The organism is Flavobacterium sp., assembly GCF_044361015.1.
Lineage (GTDB): Bacteria > Bacteroidota > Bacteroidia > Flavobacteriales > Flavobacteriaceae > Flavobacterium.
Window position 1 is genome coordinate 1 of record NZ_JBIKJL010000031.1, and the last position, 16,889, is coordinate 16,889.

At 32.6% G+C, this 16,889-nt stretch carries 18 protein-coding genes; 8 read left to right on the top strand and 10 right to left on the bottom strand.

The window, feature by feature from the left end:
* Nucleotides 1-337 precede the first annotated feature (337 nt).
* Nucleotides 338-1,294 (bottom strand): hypothetical protein, encoded by a 957-nt coding sequence (locus tag ACIQ2Z_RS08625; protein WP_396183739.1) that lies wholly within the window; start codon nucleotides 1,292-1,294, stop codon nucleotides 338-340.
* Between the two features lie 328 nt (nucleotides 1,295-1,622).
* Entirely contained in the window at nucleotides 1,623-2,465 is an 843-nt protein-coding gene (locus ACIQ2Z_RS08630) for an alpha/beta hydrolase family protein (RefSeq protein WP_396183740.1), read from the bottom strand.
* A 329-nt stretch (nucleotides 2,466-2,794) separates the two neighbouring features.
* On the opposite strand from ACIQ2Z_RS08630, the gene ACIQ2Z_RS08635 reads away from it, so the two are divergent.
* Entirely contained in the window at nucleotides 2,795-4,984 is a 2,190-nt protein-coding gene (locus tag ACIQ2Z_RS08635) for an ATP-binding protein (RefSeq protein ID WP_396183741.1), read from the top strand.
* 311 nt (nucleotides 4,985-5,295) lie between these two features.
* On the top strand, nucleotides 5,296-5,763 hold the full coding sequence (locus ACIQ2Z_RS08640) for a DUF1572 domain-containing protein (protein ID WP_396183742.1): 468 nt from the start codon (nucleotides 5,296-5,298) through the stop codon (nucleotides 5,761-5,763).
* 451 nt (nucleotides 5,764-6,214) lie between these two features.
* Here the strand turns inward: ACIQ2Z_RS08640 and creD are convergent, their stop codons facing one another.
* The 4 genes from creD to ACIQ2Z_RS08660 all read right to left on the bottom strand — a co-directional run bounded on the left by creD (nucleotide 6,215) and on the right by ACIQ2Z_RS08660 (nucleotide 8,926).
* Nucleotides 6,215-7,555, bottom strand: coding sequence for a cell envelope integrity protein CreD (creD, locus tag ACIQ2Z_RS08645; RefSeq protein ID WP_396183743.1), 1,341 nt, complete (start codon nucleotides 7,553-7,555; stop codon nucleotides 6,215-6,217).
* A gap of 18 nt (nucleotides 7,556-7,573) precedes the next feature.
* Complete coding sequence (locus ACIQ2Z_RS08650; protein WP_396183744.1) at nucleotides 7,574-7,897, bottom strand: hypothetical protein; 324 nt, start codon at nucleotides 7,895-7,897, stop codon at nucleotides 7,574-7,576.
* Nucleotides 7,898-7,964: 67 nt separating this feature from the next.
* A complete protein-coding gene (locus tag ACIQ2Z_RS08655) occupies nucleotides 7,965-8,261 on the bottom strand; it encodes a winged helix-turn-helix domain-containing protein (protein WP_396183745.1) in 297 nt (98 codons plus the stop codon).
* 41 nt (nucleotides 8,262-8,302) lie between these two features.
* Nucleotides 8,303-8,926 carry a hypothetical protein gene (locus ACIQ2Z_RS08660; RefSeq protein ID WP_396183746.1) on the bottom strand — a complete coding sequence of 208 codons (624 nt, stop codon included), beginning with the start codon at nucleotides 8,924-8,926 and terminating at the stop codon, nucleotides 8,303-8,305.
* Between the two features lie 84 nt (nucleotides 8,927-9,010).
* On the opposite strand from ACIQ2Z_RS08660, the gene ACIQ2Z_RS08665 reads away from it, so the two are divergent.
* Entirely contained in the window at nucleotides 9,011-9,289 is a 279-nt protein-coding gene (locus ACIQ2Z_RS08665; protein WP_396183747.1) for a hypothetical protein, read from the top strand.
* A gap of 3 nt (nucleotides 9,290-9,292) precedes the next feature.
* Entirely contained in the window at nucleotides 9,293-9,643 is a 351-nt protein-coding gene (locus ACIQ2Z_RS08670) for a DUF1801 domain-containing protein (RefSeq protein WP_396183748.1), read from the top strand.
* Between the two features lie 68 nt (nucleotides 9,644-9,711).
* Here ACIQ2Z_RS08670 and ACIQ2Z_RS08675 read toward each other — a convergent pair whose 3' ends face one another.
* Genes ACIQ2Z_RS08675 through ACIQ2Z_RS08685 form a run of 3 tightly spaced genes read right to left on the bottom strand, consistent with a single transcriptional unit; the run spans nucleotide 9,712 to nucleotide 11,918 of the window.
* Nucleotides 9,712-10,533, bottom strand: a complete 822-nt coding sequence (locus tag ACIQ2Z_RS08675) for a hypothetical protein (protein WP_396183768.1) — start codon at nucleotides 10,531-10,533, stop codon at nucleotides 9,712-9,714.
* A gap of 45 nt (nucleotides 10,534-10,578) precedes the next feature.
* Complete coding sequence (gene kdsA, locus ACIQ2Z_RS08680) at nucleotides 10,579-11,397, bottom strand: 3-deoxy-8-phosphooctulonate synthase (RefSeq protein ID WP_396183749.1); 819 nt, start codon at nucleotides 11,395-11,397, stop codon at nucleotides 10,579-10,581.
* 59 nt (nucleotides 11,398-11,456) lie between these two features.
* Nucleotides 11,457-11,918, bottom strand: a complete 462-nt coding sequence (locus ACIQ2Z_RS08685) for a 2-dehydro-3-deoxyphosphooctonate aldolase (protein ID WP_396183750.1) — start codon at nucleotides 11,916-11,918, stop codon at nucleotides 11,457-11,459.
* Between the two features lie 106 nt (nucleotides 11,919-12,024).
* Here ACIQ2Z_RS08685 and ACIQ2Z_RS08690 point away from each other — a divergent pair, with 106 nt between their 5' ends.
* The gene (locus tag ACIQ2Z_RS08690) at nucleotides 12,025-12,573 is read left to right on the top strand and encodes a YeeE/YedE family protein (protein WP_396183751.1); all 549 of its coding nucleotides are present in this window, start codon (nucleotides 12,025-12,027) and stop codon (nucleotides 12,571-12,573) included.
* Between the two features lie 3 nt (nucleotides 12,574-12,576).
* Nucleotides 12,577-12,990: a DUF6691 family protein gene (locus tag ACIQ2Z_RS08695; protein WP_396183752.1), complete on the top strand. Its 414-nt coding sequence runs from the start codon at nucleotides 12,577-12,579 to the stop codon at nucleotides 12,988-12,990.
* A gap of 89 nt (nucleotides 12,991-13,079) precedes the next feature.
* Here ACIQ2Z_RS08695 and ACIQ2Z_RS08700 read toward each other — a convergent pair whose 3' ends face one another.
* Nucleotides 13,080-15,881 (bottom strand): triple tyrosine motif-containing protein, encoded by a 2,802-nt coding sequence (locus tag ACIQ2Z_RS08700; protein ID WP_396183753.1) that lies wholly within the window; start codon nucleotides 15,879-15,881, stop codon nucleotides 13,080-13,082.
* Nucleotides 15,882-16,122: 241 nt separating this feature from the next.
* Here ACIQ2Z_RS08700 and ACIQ2Z_RS08705 point away from each other — a divergent pair, with 241 nt between their 5' ends.
* Together ACIQ2Z_RS08705 and ACIQ2Z_RS08710 are read left to right on the top strand one after the other, a co-directional pair.
* The gene (locus ACIQ2Z_RS08705) at nucleotides 16,123-16,392 is read left to right on the top strand and encodes a heavy-metal-associated domain-containing protein (protein ID WP_396183754.1); all 270 of its coding nucleotides are present in this window, start codon (nucleotides 16,123-16,125) and stop codon (nucleotides 16,390-16,392) included.
* A 48-nt stretch (nucleotides 16,393-16,440) separates the two neighbouring features.
* Nucleotides 16,441-16,866, top strand: coding sequence for a lipocalin family protein (locus ACIQ2Z_RS08710; RefSeq protein ID WP_396183755.1), 426 nt, complete (start codon nucleotides 16,441-16,443; stop codon nucleotides 16,864-16,866).
* Nucleotides 16,867-16,889 lie beyond the last annotated feature (23 nt).

Genomic DNA, 16,889 nt, shown 5'->3' on the forward strand with positions numbered 1-16,889 from the left:
TTTAATGATCGATTGTCAATTAAAGTTAAAAATCGTACCAAAAGATTGATAACTTCAAGTGCAGTTACAGCGGAATTTAGAAAATGGTTAGAACGATAATATTTTAACTATCCTGGCGAAAATTCCTTGTGGAAAGCTTTTTGATTTTCGGGTGTTTTGGATTAAGGTAATGTACTGAAAAATAGTTGGTGGATTTTAATATAATTATTTGTAGTATTCCGTCGTTAATCAAAAGCTACAAATCGCAAACCTACTAAAAACTTAGTAAAGAAATGTGAACTTTCAAATTTAGATTAAAACAGCAGTAAGTATAAAGATGCTTATAGCGGTTCGTGCTTTATTTTGCAATTCCAAACCTTTTTGTTTTAAAGTCAATACAAATTGTGTTGTTAAAGAAAAATGCATTTCCAATAATTCCGTCACATTTTAATTGCTCAAACATTTTGTCAAAATTATTATCTTTTGCATAATAAACAACGAAATCAGCCAGTGTTTTCCTTCCAATATTAATTTCTTTTGAAGCGTTTGAACCAAACATTATTACAGGATTTCCGAAATTTGTGACACTCAAAGTGTCATTTATTTTTTGATTTGTTATTTCTTTCCAGTTATTAAAAGAAGTCATCATTGGAAATAAACTTGCTCCTGTATCATACATAAAGAAGCGTGTTTTTCCTTTTAAAATTATCGGAACCATAATTCTCTTATTTTCTATTTTGCATTTTTCAAAAGAAAAATAGTTTTCCAAAGCACTGTTGGTAGTATCCAAAACACTAATTGTTTGATTAGGGAAGTTGATAACCAAAATTTTATTTTGGAAAATATCAGCTCCAATTGTTCCTATACTATTTTCTGAAACTGGTGCATTCTTTTTTCTTATGATTGGTTCACCATAATTGTAAAAACCTAGCACATTCCGTTTTCCGAAATTGATTTTTCCGATATTCAAATCCACATCTTTAATTAAAAAACATGGCCTTTCGGGGTTAGAATCAGATAAAGAGTCAAATTTTAAATAGTTATAGTCAGTAATGCTTTTAAAATTATTTTGATATAAAATAGTCCAGTCAGAACCAAGGTCGAACTGGGAGTAATGTATTTCAGTTACCGTGTCTAAACTAATGGGAAGGTACATGGCGGCCTTGTCAAAGTGTCTACCGCTAATTTCGGCTGGGCTCCAATAAAATTTCTCTGTTAGATTATCAGGAATAAAATTTTCGCTACTTTTTTTGCTTGATTTGCAACTAGAGAAAAATACTGTCAAACCAACTATTGCAATTGCTAATTTCTTCATTATCATTATTAAAAATATATTTCAATTTCGTAGTGTGTCGTTATAATATAAACGCCAACCACAAACCGAGATAAAACGTCACATCCTTCCAAACAAATATATTAAAATAGTAGTAAGAAAAACGTATTAATAGTAAATGTACCCTAGTGTTACCAAATCCATTTGTGAAGAAGTGGAGGAAACACAACTAACCTAGTTGAAATTGTTCCAAAAAAAAGAGGATGCTAAATACTCTTTAATTTTTCTATAATAACTCCGCTTAAGTTAGGTTTCGTTGATTGACATGGGGCCAAAACGAGATCTTAGCTGTTATCAGTAAGTTTTATTATTAGTGGCTATTTATAAAATTATTAAATTCAGTTTTTGCTGTTTGGCTTTCAAAAATTGCTCCATGTCCAGCTCCAGTTATTTCAACAAATTGTCGGTCCATGCAATTTGTACAATTTAATACATCTTGCTTAAATGTTGGCCAAGAATACATTTGAATTGCCATATCATCTAATCCTTGTACAAATAATATATCCGATTTAAAGCCATTTGTAAAGTTCAATAATGACCTTTGGTAATATGCATTAGAATTTGCAGCTGTAGTTCCATATACATTTCTAAGATTATCGCAAACATAACTTGCAGGAGTTTGCCCATTTTCTTCTAATTGACATCTAAAAACCAAATTCAAAGGCCCAGGTGCATTTGCAATTACTCCGTTGGTTTCATGCATAGTATTAAGACGAGTAACTAAATAACCACCTTGTGAATGCCCTGCTAGAAATATTTTTTTAACCGTAATTCCTAATTCTTGATTTGCTGAGTGCTTTACCCATAACAAAGCAGCTTCTGCTTGATTGATATTATCACCAAAAAGAATATTAAGTTGCGGATGCGCTACACTAACAATCATCATATCTTGTCGGTATAAAATATTTTTAAATTGATTGAGTGTATTTTCGGCAGCAGGTAATATATTACTATCACTTTGCACAGTGCCATGATAGGTAATCAATACATCTACTTCATTGTTAACAGGTTTATCAATAATAATATCAACATTAACATTGTTATAAATAATGGACTTTGTTATTCTGTAAGCCGAATTTGTATGCTGTTCTGTCTTATTGTCCTTGTCACAAGAGAGAAAAAACAATGATAATAATAATATCAATATTCTCATAAAACTAAATTTTTATAAATGTATGTAAATAGACTGTTCTCATCGAAAAAGGTTTAATTTTCTCTCGGACAAACTTGCCACTAATCTCATATTGTGAAAAAGGCTTCACATACTACTAACAAATATATCAAAATAGTTGTAAGAAAAACTTATTTTCTGTAAATATAACTAGGCAACTCTCTCCGCTTGAGCACGAATACTTTTGAATTATATTTATTAAAATGAACTAAAATATTATTTTTTTATTATTTTTGGAATGAATGAAAAAAATGGATGGGTAATAATGTCGAGATATTAATATACATGCAAGACAATTTGGTCATAATTTTATGAAAGAAATCAGAAACGAAATTAATCTTCTCTTGGAAAAATCCTATGCAATAAGGATTAATAACCTTAATGAAAGTATTAATTTGACCAATAAAGCGCTTGGTTTATGTAATGAAAATAAGATTGATGATTTAAAAGCTCGTTCGTTAACACAGCTATCGCTGTACTACATGATTACAGGCAAGAATGAAATTGCCTATAAATTGTCTCTAAAAAGCATTAAGCTATTTGAAAAGCTGGGAGACGAAAAAGGAATAGCCGACGCCAAATACAATATTGCTGGGTTTTATTATAAAACAAATAACTTTCAAATGGGTGTGGTATATCTTATAGATGCACTCATTGTCTATAAAAATCTTAATGATTATCACAATATTTCAAAATGCGAAAAGTCATTAGCTACTGTTTATGACTTTACAGGCGATATACAAAAAGCTATTCAATCGTTAAAAAATGCTGTGAATGCAGCCAAAAAGGTAAAAGAATTAAATCTTGAATCGAATGCTTATAATAATTTATCGGGCATTTATATCAAAAAAAATCAAATACAAGAAGCCACAAACTATATCTTAAAATCTATTGAAATCAAACAAAAGACTAAAGATGTAAGAGGTCTTGGTTTTGCCATATATGGCAGAGGAAAGGTGTATTTTGCCCAAAAAAAATATACCGAAGCCATAGCCGATTTTAATGAAGCCATAGCCATTCATTCAGAAATGGGAGAGAAACTAGGATTGGTAATGGCTTATACCAAATTGGCTAAACTTTATTTTGAGATTAACGACATTGAAATGAGCAAAAAAAATGCTAGAGATGGATTAGATATTACTAATTCATTCAACATTTCGATGATTAAAATCAAATTGCTTCACTTATTTTATACCATATATAAAATTGAAAATAATATAGATAAAACCTTAGAATACCTTGAATATTATGTTAAAGAAAAAGAAAGTGTCCTGAATGCTCAGAATATTAAGACCATAGAAAACTATGACTTCTTAGTGAAGATGAGGGCTATGCAGAAAGAAGCACAATTTCAACAAGAAAAAGCCATCATACTAGCCAAAAGTAATAAAGCAGAAGAAGCTGCTAGAATAAGACAAGAATTTTTGTCAACCATGAGTCATGAAATACGAACACCTTTAAATGCTATTACCACTATAGCTTCTCTCTTAAACGAAACTACCAAACCTGAAGACAGCGTATTATTGGATTCATTAAAATTTTCGTCTAATCATTTGATGCAAATTGTCAATAACATTTTAGATTATACCAAGCTCGATTTGGGCAAAATGAGTTTGGATTTGAAATTATCTAATTTGAAATCACTGTTAGAAAATTTTTGGAACGCCAATAATTTTCAAGCAACGGAAAAAGGAATTAAATTTAAATTAAAAATTGACAAAGAGCTTCATGATTACTATTATTATGATGAAACAAAAATCTCTCAAATTTTAGGAAACTTAGTCAACAATTCGCTCAAATTTACTGATGTCGGTTCAATAAAGTTAGAAGTAAAGGTAGTGAATCAATCGAATAACTATGACACCCTGTTATTCAAAGTCTCAGATACTGGCATTGGAATTGAAAAAGAGAATATAGATAAAGTTTTTGAAAGCTTTTCGCAAGTCAAAACAGGCATCACCCGAAAAAAAGACGGAACAGGTTTGGGTTTGTCCATTACCAAAAAACTCATTGAACTTTATGGAAGCACAATTAATATTCAAAGTAAACCTGAAAGCGGATCACTATTTTTCTTTGAATTGAAATTGAAGAAATCTAAAAATACTGAAGAAAATAAACAAGTAAATTTTGAAAATAATATAATTGGCGTCAAAGTGCTGCTTGTAGAGGACAATGCTATCAATGCCATGATTGCTTTAAAGCTTCTCTCAAAATGGGGCATTATTACGGATCATGCCAAAGACGGTCTTGAAGCTACCAATAAATCACAACATACTAAATATGATTATATCCTAATGGACATTCACATGCCTATTCTTGATGGATACCAAGCTGCTAAAAACATTAGAACATTACCTAATCTGAACCAAGAAACACCTATATTTGGTCTTACGGCTGATATTGCTGCAAAAGAAAACGAACAATATAATTTTTACTTTACTGATTTTTTGATGAAACCCTTGGAGATTGAAAAATTAAAAATTGCATTAAGTTCTCTTTAATATTCTAGTCAAGCATTTTGTTATACTAATTAAACTCTAATTTACCAGAGTTGCACAAAGTCCCAACTTATAAGCCATAAAAAAGTAAAGAATTTTTTGAGGATCATTAAGCATCATGCTATTTTACTTATCCAAAAAATCCAAAAGCACTTCGCTTTCCGTAGTATTAGGCATGGTGATATTTAGTTTTTGTGCTAGTGTTGGTGCTATTTGTGTGATTACTTTTTTGTCGTGGGTTTCGCCGCTGATTCCCTGATTATACTTATTTTTAGTCTATGAATCAGTGGCATTTTTATTTAATTATATTTTTTATGAACACAATCAAACAATTGGCAAAACATTATCGGGAGGTAAATTTTGGTGGCAATTGGACAAGTGTAAACTTAAAAGACACCTTGGCCGATGTAACATGGGAGCAAGCAACAACAAAGTTAAACGATTTGAATACAATTGCTGTATTGGTGTTTCATATCAACTATTACGTACGGCCAATAATTAATGGAATCGATGGAAAGCCTTTGGATGCAAGCGATAAATACAGTTTCGACCTTCCTTCGATCACAACTGAAACTGAATGGCAAGAGTTGATAGAAAAAGCCTTAAATGATGCAGAAAATTTAGCCGCAAAAATTGAAATGATTGAAGAAGCTAAATTATTTGAAGATTTTTCAGACCCAAAATATGGGAGTTTTTATAGAAATTTATTGGGAGTTATTGAACACACTCATTATCATTTGGGACAAATTTCTTTGATTAAAAAACTTTTATCAGAAAATTAGTTTTAATTGCCGCTGATTCGCTAATTTAAAGTTATAATAGACAGCAAATAAGTAGAAATTTTTGCCGATTGGCTTCTTTCATTGCATAGCTCATGGTAAATCAGTTTGCGACTTGCCAAACCTTAGAGACTTTACTCTCGGCTAGGAACTTACAACTTAAGGAAAAAAACCAGATAGTAAGTTTTTGAAACTCAAATTTGTTTTTTAAACTATTTGAAAAGCTTTCGGGCTGTGTCCTAAGGATTACTGGTACTCACAATGGCTAGCTTGTTCTCGCTTACTTCTGAATATCCTAACAAATTTTCAGGTTGGGGTGTATTTTATAAGTTGAATCCTAAATCAAGAAAACAGCCTTAAAAGGCTACTTTTTAAGCGAGTAACCCCCAAAGAAATCTAAACACTTCGAGGGTAGTTCTCTATAATCTATATTATTTCCTCTAGCTTCTCACTTCTACTCCTTCCCCCAATCAATCTTTCTCGAAAAATACATCACCGCAGCCAAAATCAAAAACAACCCAACACTACCCACTAGCAACGCATAATCTTCCATTTGAATAATCACAAAAATAAACGCATAAAGCCCCGAAAGCGAAACCCCGATAAACACCGGAAACTTCCTATCCTTCAAAATCGAAAGCGAATAAACCGAAATCAACACAATCACCGAAAGCCCCGCAATGATATAAGCCAAGGTAAAACTACTATGTTCCGTAATCGAAATCAGCAACGTATAAAACATCAACAATGCTAACCCAATCATCGAATACTGAAAAATATGAATCGAAATCTTACTGATAGACTGAATCAAAAAGAAGATTAAAAACGTCAACCCAATCACTAAAAAGCCATACTTCGATGCCCGTTCATTCTGCTGATACTCATCCACGGTAGTAATAAAGTCAACACCAAACGCATAATCCTTCACATTCGGCAACACATCAAACGATTGTTGTGCAAACGGACGATTCAAATGCAACACTTCCCAATCGGCTTCAAACCCGGCGGTACTAATCTTCTTATGCTTGTCGTTAGGTAAAAAGTTACCCATAAAACTAGGGGAGTGCCAGTTCGAAGTCATGTGAGCAGTAGTCGTTTTACCAATAGGAGCCAACCGAATCAACTTACTACCATTATAATTAATCGAAAACTTAAAATCCATTGTCGCCTCTTGTTGTAAAGAACGCAAGTCAACAAGCCCCGTCTCTAGTGTCGACATCGTATCGTTTTGAATATGCTGCGTAGGCTCAAAGCGATACATCGAATCGCCCAGTTTCAAATTCACCTGACTCTTAATGCTTTTCAAATTCGTCGTGCGGATAATAACCGTAGCCTCGTTCCATAAAATATCCTCATTCGGAATATTGTTAATCTTAAAGTTGGGCGTAATATAATTCCCCGTAAACGCCATCTCGGCCTTAAACACATTCGATTTATACAAACTGCGTTGCAACGGCTTCACCATCGTCACCTTAGTCGTATTCTTCAACTCCTCCGGAAAGAAATAAGCCGTATGCAGTTCCGTCGTAACCGAATTAACGTGTTCCTTCGTCTTCGGATCATACAGCTTCGTCTCCACATGAGTCTTATACGGAATTTTCAACATCGGACCATAAAAGTAAATTTGTTCGCCCCACTTTTCCGAGGTTTCGGCTACTACCTCTTTTTGTCGGTCTGCTCGCTCCGTGATAAGGTTCTTCACAAATTGCAGCGGAATTAATAAAATGAAGGTCAATAAGCCAACCATAATGATTTTGGCCGTGTTAGATTGAAAGAAATTGGTTTGTTTTTCCATGATATAAATAATTAAAAATTAAAAAGTGAATAAATTGATACTATTAATAGTGATATAAAAAAAGAGAGCCGCAATAGGAAGGTTGGCCATCACCAACAAAATCTTTATCCCGAAATACTCCCGATGGTTTCTGAAAAAAATAAAGTGATGAATCAAATTGAGTAAAACCACGCCATTCACAAAAAGTGCAATAAGAACGAAGAAAAACCCACTCACAAAAATGATTTCCTCCTTGGGAAACAACTGATGAAGTAAAAACAACAAGGTTCCTATCCCAAAAGAAGCGATGGCAATTTGAGTAGACAATTTACCGGTAACGGAGGCATACGTTTGTTTAGTCATAGTGTTTGTATAGATTATAATAGTTTAAAGTACTTTGCTTTTCAAAGTGGATAGATAAAAAAAGGGGTTAACTTTTTTGTATTAATTTTTCCAAGGCATTAATATGTTCTTTAAATGCGGCTTTGCCTAGGGGAGTAGCCCGATAACTTGTATTAGGTTTCCTTCCTATGAACTGTTTTTCAATAGAAATATAGTCTTCTGTTTCTAACGCCTTAGTATGGGAGGCTAAATTACCATCAGTCACCCCTAACAATTCTTTTAGCGTAGTAAAGTCTGCACTTTCGTTCACCATCAATACCGACATGATGCCCAACCGAATCCGGTGATCAAAAGCTTTGTTTATATGTTGAATGATGTTTTTCATTTTACTTGGTTTGGCTCGTCAATAGCTAAAGAAGTGGGCAATTATTTTCGTTCATATTTAAAGTACATTACCGAACCATACAGAATATGGCAAAACCCAAAACCGATTGCCCAAAACAACAAACCATACCCAAGAAACCAGGTGGAAAGTAACCCCAACACAATCATGGTTATCCCTAAATACCGAACACTACCTAACGTATACTTGCTGGCATTGACACACGCCAAGCCATAAAACAATAATGTCAAAGGAGCAACCAAGCCTAACATCTCTTTCTCAATCAAAAACAAGATAAAAAACCCGCCCGTCACCATAGGAATCATAAAATTGATAAACAAACGTTTTGCCGCACTGTTCCAAACGGTTTCATTGTTTTTCTTTGCTTTACGAATGCTTAAAAACAATCCGGTTGCTAAGGAAAGTATAACCACCATCGCCGCAATGACCAAGAGTTTGTAAACCGCTTCTTGTGAAATGACCAAATGCTTGTAATTCCCCATCGTCGACGTGTCGAAATAAATCGTTTTATAAGCTATCCAGGCACCAACTAACGCATACACCCCGGCAAGAATTCCCGACAGACCACTTAATGAAATAAACTGACTGGATTTAGACATCATTTCTTTGATGTCTTGAATGTCTTTTAAATAATCTTTTGTCTCCATGTAAAGTACTTTGAGATGCAAAGTAAAATATAATTTTTTTCCTAAACAAGTTTTTCTACTTTTATTTAAATTAAAAAAATAATAATGATAAAAAGAATTGCAGGCATCGTTTTGTTTTTAGTTGGAATATATCTTTCCTTTTCACTGATAATGTTTCTTTTAAAGATAATATTTCTAGAAAATAAGGATGTTGAAGGGCAAGATCAAGTTTATACATTCAGTTATTATTTTGGTCAAATAGTTGTTATTATTCTATTTGGTTTTATTGTTTTCCTTTGTTATAAGTTTGGTTACAGATGGATGAAAGGAAAAAAGCAGGAACCATTAGCAGCTGATGAAATAGATTCTTTAGGTGAAATTTAAAACATGAAACCCGCAGAAGAATACATCCTCAACCAAACCGAACCCTATCGGTCTATCCTGCTTCATGTTCAAGCGGTAGTAGAGCAGGCCATCCCTGAACTGCAATTGAAATACAAGTATAACATTCCGTTTTTTTATTTTGGTAAAAGGCCTTTCTTGTATCTCAATGCCAGCCACAAAAAACAATTTGTCGACGTAGCGTTCTTCAAAGGCTATCAATTAACCCTCCACCAAGATAAATTGATAGGCGAGGGCAGAACCTTAGTGAAATCTCTACAATACAAATCCCTAGAAGAAATCGACAATCAAGTCATCACCGACCTACTTTTCGAACAATGGAAACTTATTAAATAAAAAAAATGCCTCCCCGAAAGAAAGCATTTCACTAAGACTTCTATATTATATTCTCTTTCCTCTTTCTTCTAAATCCTAAATATCCCACCAAAGGCAATCACCGTTTCCATAAACCAAAAATCCTGCGAAGCTCTGTCTCTTGAATCACCGGTAGTTCTAATATCATTCATATTAATATAGCCACCCTTCAACTCTGTTTGAATAAAGAAGTATTTAAAGAACGTAAAATTCATTCCCGCCTTAACATCTAATCCAAAACCGGCAATATGAAACTCATCGTGTCGGTCTTCACCAAACATCTGCACATTTGATTTTGGATACAAAACACCGGCACCAACTCCCTCCGTCAAACTAATCTGAACTTTATCAGTATTAGGCAATTTAAACCAAGACGAAATATCATCCACGCGTGAGAACTCACTATTCACATAATTCAAACCATCTGTATGTTCAAAGGTTAAAAATTCTTCTGTTAAAAACACTTGATTGTTCGGCAATGTCTCTCCATAAGTTCCTTCATTTGGATAACTTCCGTTAATATCCACTGCTCGGTCTTGATACATCACATATTTCATGTGGTCAACACCAATCGAAATGTTGTAGTGGTCATTAATAAAGTAACCTAATCTAAAATTTGTTTGCGGAATCGTCATTCTCCCCGGACTAATGTAATCCACATGCCATCCTTTCGGTTTGTCATGTGAGGGAACATCATAAATTGTAAAATCATGATCATCTCCGGTAAAATGAATATCAGAATTAGTAAAATAACCTCGGTTTCCACCCCAAAAGACATAAAATTTACCTTTGTTATGAGCAGTGTATTTTTCAGGTTTTACCAAAGAGTCTTGGGCTGATAGTTGTTGAAAAAAGGCACAAAAAAAGAACACAAACAACAGCGATTGATTTTTCACAGGATAATATAAAAATTTAAATTAAAATTGATTTATGGTTTTGCGAATGGCAACTAATTTAGTCATCAAGTCTTCAAAGTAGTTTAAATGAAGCATATTCGCTCCGTCGCTTTTAGCATTTGACGGATCAAAATGAGTTTCAATAAAGATTCCGTCAACACCCGTAACGATACCTGCTTTTGCAATGGTTTCAATCATATCTGGACGACCACCGGTCACTCCTGAAGTTTGATTGGGTTGTTGTAATGAATGCGTTACGTCTAAAACAGTAGTAGCAAATTGTTTCATGGTTGGAATACCTCTAAAATCCACAATCATATCCTGATATCCAAACATGGTTCCTCGATCAGTAACCATTACATTTTCATTTTGACAATCCAATACTTTCTGAACAGCATGTTTCATGCTCTCCGGACTCATAAATTGGCCTTTCTTCAAGTTAACCGTTTTTCCTGTTTTGGCAGCTGCCACAACTAAGTCAGTCTGACGAACTAAAAAGGCAGGAATTTGCAACACATCAACATACTCAGCAGCCATAGTAGCATCCTCATTCGTATGAATATCTGTCACTGTCGGAATCCCAAAAGTTTGTGATATTTTTTGTAAAATCTTTAAGGCTTTTTTATCCCCGATTCCCGAAAAACTGTCAATTCTCGAACGGTTGGCTTTTTTAAATGAACCTTTAAACACATACGGAATTTCTAATTTGTCAGTAATAGCGACTAATCGCTCGGCAATTCGCAACGCCATCTCTTCGCCTTCAATCGCACAAGGACCGGCTAGTACAAAGAAATTGCCACTGTTAGGATGTTTAATATGAGGAATATTACTAATGTTCATAATAGCTATTTTTTAAGGTGCAAAAATACAAATATTTTAAGAACTAAGTGTAACCAATATTACTCATCTTTTTTAGCAGTCAAACCCACCGGAATATAAAGTTTTCCCTTTTCATAAATATTGAAATAAAGCAACAATGAACGTTTGCATCCCAACCAATTCACTTGATACACATCTAAGAGGCCGGCACCTATTTCACTTTGCTTGGTAGGAAACGGACAACAGCTTTCGAGTTTTTTATAAAATAGCTTTTCACCATTTGGTCCGGCTAATGCGTTCAAAAAACGTACCTGATTAATAGAATCATTTGACGTACTTTGGTAAAAAATATTGATTGGATAATCTTGGTCATACCCATATTTTGGATCTTGGCTTTGCTCTGTCAACACAAAAGAGTTATTTTTCTTAAGCATCGGAACAGGAGCCGTGTCATCAATGTTTTTAATGGTGCTTTTTGTTGCTCCACAGGCAAATAGCAGCAACAATACCATAAATCCGATAGAATATTTTAAAACTTTCATATTAATTTAATTCAATTTGAATCAAAGGTAAAAGTTTTTTCTTAAAATGAAGAAGATTAGATTTGTAATAACAAATTTCATATTCTATTTTTGTAAAAAAAAAGCGATGGAGTTCATTACACATACTTGGCATTGGTCCATTTCCGGTTTCTTAATTGGAATGGTGATGCTTGTTTTGATTTATTTTGGTAAAACCTTTGGCATGTCTTCCAATCTTCGCTCGTTATGTGCCATGACGGGAGTAGGAAGGTTCGTCCCTTTCTTTGATTGGGATTGGAAAGAACAGCGTTGGAACTTAATCGTACTATTGGGAGCCATGATAGGTGGTTTTATTGCCGTTCATTTTCTTCATAACGCTGCCAATGTAACGATAAATCCTAAAACAATCGAGCAACTAAGGCTACTCGGCATTGAGGAGCCAAATGGCAAATTGCTACCCAATGCGTTGTTTAATAATTCTTCCCCAAGAATTATAATTCTATTAATAATTGGTGGTTTTTTAATTGGCTTTGGTAGTCGATATGCCGGTGGATGTACTTCCGGTCATGCGATTTCCGGATTGAGTAATTTACAAATTCCTTCTTTAAAAGCGGTAATTGGTTTTTTTATTGGCGGTTTAATTATGGCTCATTTTCTTCTACCTTTAATCTTCTAATTGATGAAATTACTTAAATATCTTTTTGTTGGTTTTTTATTCGGAATCGTTTTAACCAAAACAGAAGCCGTTTCGTGGTACCGCATTTATGAAATGTTCCATTTTCAATCTTTTCACATGTTTGGAATCATTGGAACGGCCATTGCAACCGGATTCATAGGCATTCAAATCATTAAAAGAAAGAAACTGACAGGCATTGACGGACAACCAATTGAGATATTAGACAAAGAGAATGGAAGTCTTCGGTATTGGTTAGGCGGAACAATGTTTGGATTAGGTTGGGCATTAGTCGGAGCCTGTCCCGGACCGATATTTATCTTATTAGGAGCCGGTTTTTATAACGTTGCCTTTGTGTTGTTAGGAGCATTAGTAGGAACGTTTCTTTATGGGTTGATAAAATATAAATTGCCTCATTAAAAGGTAAAACTTAAAAAAAAATAATGTATTCAACTACAGCTTAATTATGCATAAACAGAATAGAGCCAAACTTAACAAGTTTTGAGGTTTTAAATTGATAAAATATATTCAACAAGTCCTTGTTCGTGTGATAATTCCATTTTTTTACGCAAACGGTATCGTTTTATCTCTACACTTCTAACGGAAATATTTAATAAAGGGGCGATTTCTTTAGACGAAAGATTTAACCTTAGGAAAGCACACAATCGTAAATCATTAGGAGTTAAACTTTGATGTGCTACTTTTACCTTCTTTAGAAAGTCTTTGTCTGCGTTATTAAAAGCATCTACAAAGACATTCCAAGTATCTTCTTCATTTATGTTTTTATTAATATTGGTTATAACGGATTTAATGCTCTTAATTTGACTATTATCTGTTGATTTCAAATCTTCTTTAATCATGGATAACAACTCATTCTTTTTGATTAAACTCATAGTAGAAGCCGCCAACTCCCTATTTTTACTTTCAAAATCTTGTTCTAAGCGTACATTTTTAATTCTCATTAATTCTTGCTCTGTCTCAAGTTCTTTAATTTCAAGTAATCGATTATTTTCTTCAATAAGTTTTTCCTGTAGTTTAGAATAATGTTTTTTGTAAGCTTTATTAATAAAATAGACAAGAATTAAAAAGAGAAGTGTGTAAATAGCTATTGCTAAATTAGTCGCATACCATGGTTTTAGAATTGTAAAAGAATATGATTCAATATTTTGAGATAAAGAACTACCTATTTTAGCTCTAACTTTAAAAGTATAATCTCCCGGATTTAAATTTTTGAAATTAATGGAAGATTTCGAATTCCATTCGCTCCACTCATTTTGAACACCCTCCAAAAGATAATGAAATTCAGCAATAATGTATTTGTTATATTCAGGAACTGTGAAGGAGAAATTAATATTATTTTCAGTAGAACTAAATTCTCCTTTTGTTTCAGTGGCTACACTATGCAACGATTTATTTTGTTTATTTGTCGAAATAGTTGTTATGTAAACTTTATAATTATTGAAAACTAGACCATCAATGTTAATGGTATAATAGCCGTCAGTTGTTCCGATTAAATAGTTTGATTCTGAAAGTTGGGTGATGTTTTCATACCCTGACATCGAATTTGTTAATGAGGAAGGAATAGGAATTAAATTCTGTTTTAGTTCGGTACTTAATTTCCCGTAGGTAAAATATTTGATATAATTTTTTGTAAACAACCATAATCTATTTGATTGATCAACCATCATTTTTCCGGAAATATATTCGTTTTTGTCAAAAACATTACTAAGTGTTTTGTCTTTTTCAAATTGATTTGTTTTTGTGTTCAACGTAAAAATACCCTCTTTTAGAGCATAGTAGATTTTAGAATTATATTTTGTTAAACCGGCATTTTTGCCTTTACCCGGATTTTTATAGGTTTCAAAATAACTAACAGTTGAATAGTTTGGATTGGTTTTTACCTTGAATATGCCTTTGTATTCATGACTTACAATTATTTCACCCGGTTTTGATATTTCAAAGTATTTTGAAGAATAATCGAAACCATTGATTTTATTTCTAAATCTCCAGCTATTATTTACTTTTTCTAAAACAGATAGGCCATAATAATTTCCTTGTAATAAAATATTTTTATTAGACTCAATAGGTTCAAATTTCCATGTGCCGGAAGCAGAAAAAATTGGTATCGCTGTTTGATTTTCTATTAAAAAAGTGCCTAAATCATGTCCGCAAAATAAACCGTTATCATGTGAAAAAAGTGACCAAACCTGACCTTTTGTTCCGTAAATAAATTTGAAATTGTCATCTTCTTGAATATTTTTATAAAATAATCCTTGATTTGTTCCAATATATAATTTGCCATCTTTTAGTATAGAAGTGTATACGGTGCCCAAAATCCCTGTGTTGTCTGTATAACTGAAAATAGGTGAAGAGAGATTTATGCAATTGATTCCGTTATCAAGCCCAATCCATACATTTTTTTCAGTATCTTCAAATAAAGATAAAACCGTATTGTTTCCAATTCCTTTATTTTGAGTGATATGGTATTTTGTTTTACCATTTGAATCAATGATGAAAATTCCATTTGAAACAGTTCCAAAAACAATACTATCGTCTGAGTTTTTCTGGGCACAATATATGCTGCTGGAATTAATTTCTGGATCAGAATCGGTAGCCCATTTTTGAATTATTTCATTTTTATATTCATAAAAGCCATTGTATTGTGTCAGAAAAAGGAAAGAATTGTCCTGTTTGAAAATTGAAATTATTCTATTTTGAATAAAAAAAAGATTTTTAGAAAACAGTTTGCCTTTACCATTTTCTATTTCAAATAGTCCTTCAGAAACAGTTTGATAAAAAATGGATTTGGAAGTAATATATGCTTTAAAAATGCCACTTTTAGGAGTTATAACTTCAAAAATGGAAGTTTTAGTATCATAAATAAATAACTGATTTAAGGACTGGAAAATAACCCAATGATCGAAATGTAAGATGGACCAAAACTGTTCATCATCCAGTATTTTTGATTTGACTTTTGAACTTAAAGAAGTATATTTTAACTGTCCGTTTGATAATCTTTTCCAAAAACCAAATTCCATATAACAGCCGGTATAGATTTTATCATCTATCACTTTTACCGATCTCATTATGGTTTCATTAGGTGATGGATAAATAGTCCAGTCAGAACCGTTGAATTCCAACAAGCCTTCATTATTTGCAAAATAAACAAAATTGTTTTTATCTTGACTAATCATCCAATTTTGGTTTCCTGCGTTGTAGCTACTCGGTGGGTATTTTACGATGGGTGGGAGTTCTTGGGCAAAACCCAAATGCGAAATTATTATAAAACTAAAAAATAGTATTCTTTTCAAGAGTTGCAATTTTTTAAAAAAAAGTTAAGGTTAAAGATAGTTGTAAAAAATAAAGAAACCAAATGTACATTTAAAAAAAGTATTGTTCTTATAAATGTTCTTTACAAATAGAAAAATCACAAGTTTTTATAACTAATTAATTTTTTCATGTGTAACTTAATCCAATATAATTCAAATGTTATTCACTGTTTTTAGAATATTTTTCTATTAAAATGAGTAAATTTGCATAAAATAATAAGTCATGAAAACAACGATAAAAGTTCAAAATTTGAAATGTGAAGGATGTGCCAATACAATTTCAAAAAAATTACATACCATTGAATCTGTTTCTAATGTAGAAGTGGTTGTTGAAAAAAGCTTGGTGGAAATAAGTTATGAAAATGAAGGTATCATTGAGACTATTAAATCAACTTTAAATAGTTTAGGTTATCCGGAAGAAGGCGAATCTAACAATTTTGGCAACAAAGCAAAATCCTATGTAAGTTGTGCAATAGGAAAAATTGATTTATAATAAAAAATTTTAAGTTATTTAACATCATTAATTTAAAAACACATTAAAATGAAAAAAATTGCAATTTTCTTTATTGCCTTACTTAGTTTAGGATTAACAACCAGTTCTTGTAGTGATGATGAAAATACATCGATTGTAGGCAAATGGATTTTCTCTCAAGAAGGTTTCGCAGTAGAAGGTGGCCAAGAAGTTTTAGAACCGTATCAACACACGACCGGTTGCAACCAAGATTATTTTGAGTTTACTGCCGAAGGCGTAGTTAAAAATGAAAATTATTTTAATGAAGGTGCCGGTTGTGAATCTGATTTGTCTATGGGGACTTATCTAAAAAGTGATAACAGTTTGACTTTAACAATAAGTGGTGAAACTGTTAACGCAACTATTATAACCTTAAACAGTTCAACTTTAAAAATTAAAGTCACTGTGGTTGAAGGAGCAGAAACAGTCAGTTATATAACCGTATTCGGTAGATAATAAAATTTCAATTTGTTTAAAGA